1 protein-coding gene is annotated in these 1,630 nt (G+C 39.5%); it reads left to right on the forward strand.

Going from position 1 to position 1,630, the window contains the following annotated elements:
* The coding region (locus CIK04_RS32940; RefSeq protein ID WP_325205949.1) for a hypothetical protein at window positions 1–246 on the forward strand (246 nt) is incomplete at its 5' end.
* Window positions 247–1,630 lie beyond the last annotated feature (1,384 nt).

Consider the following 1,630-nt stretch of genomic DNA (forward strand, 5'->3'; position numbering starts at 1 on the left):
TGGAGTGACTTTGTGGTAAAAATTGGATCTAAGAGCATTTCAAATAGATCTGAATTTTTAGATTATATTCGTAATCTTCATGCCAATGCAGCATTTCTAGTTATGGCGTTAAGTGGTATGAGAATTGGTGAGCTTTATGGAATTTCTCCCGTATATGGTGCTCAGGATCATATAAAAATAGGAATAAATACCATTATGCGCTTACGAACAAGCAGGAAAGTTGACTCTAGATTCACAGACCTCTGAATGACGTCTTTATAACAAATCGGACAGGCTTTCGGGCTTTTCATGTTCTCAACGCTATCCATCGACCTTATCGGTTAAGCGACTTTAAGGAAGGTTCCAACAGTATCTTCTTTGCTGCCTTAACAGAAGTGTATCACCCAAGACCCATTGAAAAGGTCGGATTAGGGCAAACAATTAAGGAGACCATAAAGCGTGTATATAAAGATACATTTGTTTTGAACTCTCATGATTAGACGCCTCAGGGCATCTAATCCAGAACATAGCAGACTTCCTGAAGTTGGTGATAGCTTTCCTTATACAAACCACCAATGTCGAAGAAGTTTTGCGTACTACCTGATTGGCCTGGAGTTAATGGATTTCCCGCAGCTAAAGCAGCAATTAGGTCATATATCTATCGCGATGACACGTTGGTACGCAAGAAATTGCGCAACATCATTGAAGAAGATTTTGGTGAATTAAAGAAGAGAGAGAAGGTGCGCTCAGCTAAGTAATGTCTCGCAACCTAATAACAAGTAGCAACAAGAGCGCTTGGCAAGGAGGCTTCGGTAAAAATCTTTTGAAGGAAGTTATTGAGAATGCCAACTTTTTTGAAGAAGGAATCAATAACAGAAACTTTCGTTTAGATTTTGGAAAGAGGAAATAAGAACTGGCAAGGTACATGTCCATGCAATTGGAAAGGATGTACTGTACAAGAGGCAGTGCGCAATGAGAGCAGCTATTGATCTTTCAGAATGTACTGATTGTGGCTGGGATAGTTATTGAAGATGCAAGTGAAGCGGAATCTATACGAATGACAGCAATGAGAAATCTATTAACTTTGCAGGCATCAGGGAGCKWAATGGTAGCTCAGCTTCGAAGTTTGTGATGGATATAACGCTCTAGCAGAAAAAAATTATGTCTGATTTACACATTCCCATTTGAAGCCTTTGAGATACCTGATGATGTTGTTCAGTTGATCCCAGTACAAAACATATAGAGGTAAGTATAGGCACGTAATAAGGATGCTTCTCGTAAAGCACTGCTCGATGCAATCTCTAGAATTAAAGAGCRAACCTACACGCATAAAGACTTGAGAAAGAAAGCTGTTGTAAAACTAAACAAGTCAAATGTCGAAAAGGAAGCGGGACTATCTGTTGGTGCTCTCCGTCATCACCCTGATATAGTGAAAGTGATAGAGGGGCTAGTCTAACAACAACCATAGTGCAGATGATGTAGCGAGCTTGACTGAAAAGGTTGATAAACTGGAAGTTTCAAATAGAAACTAAAAGMCGAGAGCACCCGTGATAGAAAGGATGCAGAGCAAGCAAAAAGACTCTAAAGAATATCAGTCTGAGTACCATCAAACTGTAACAGCTTTGTTCTTTAAAATACCGATTGATGATAG

This window comes from Vibrio sp. 03_296, assembly GCF_002265885.1.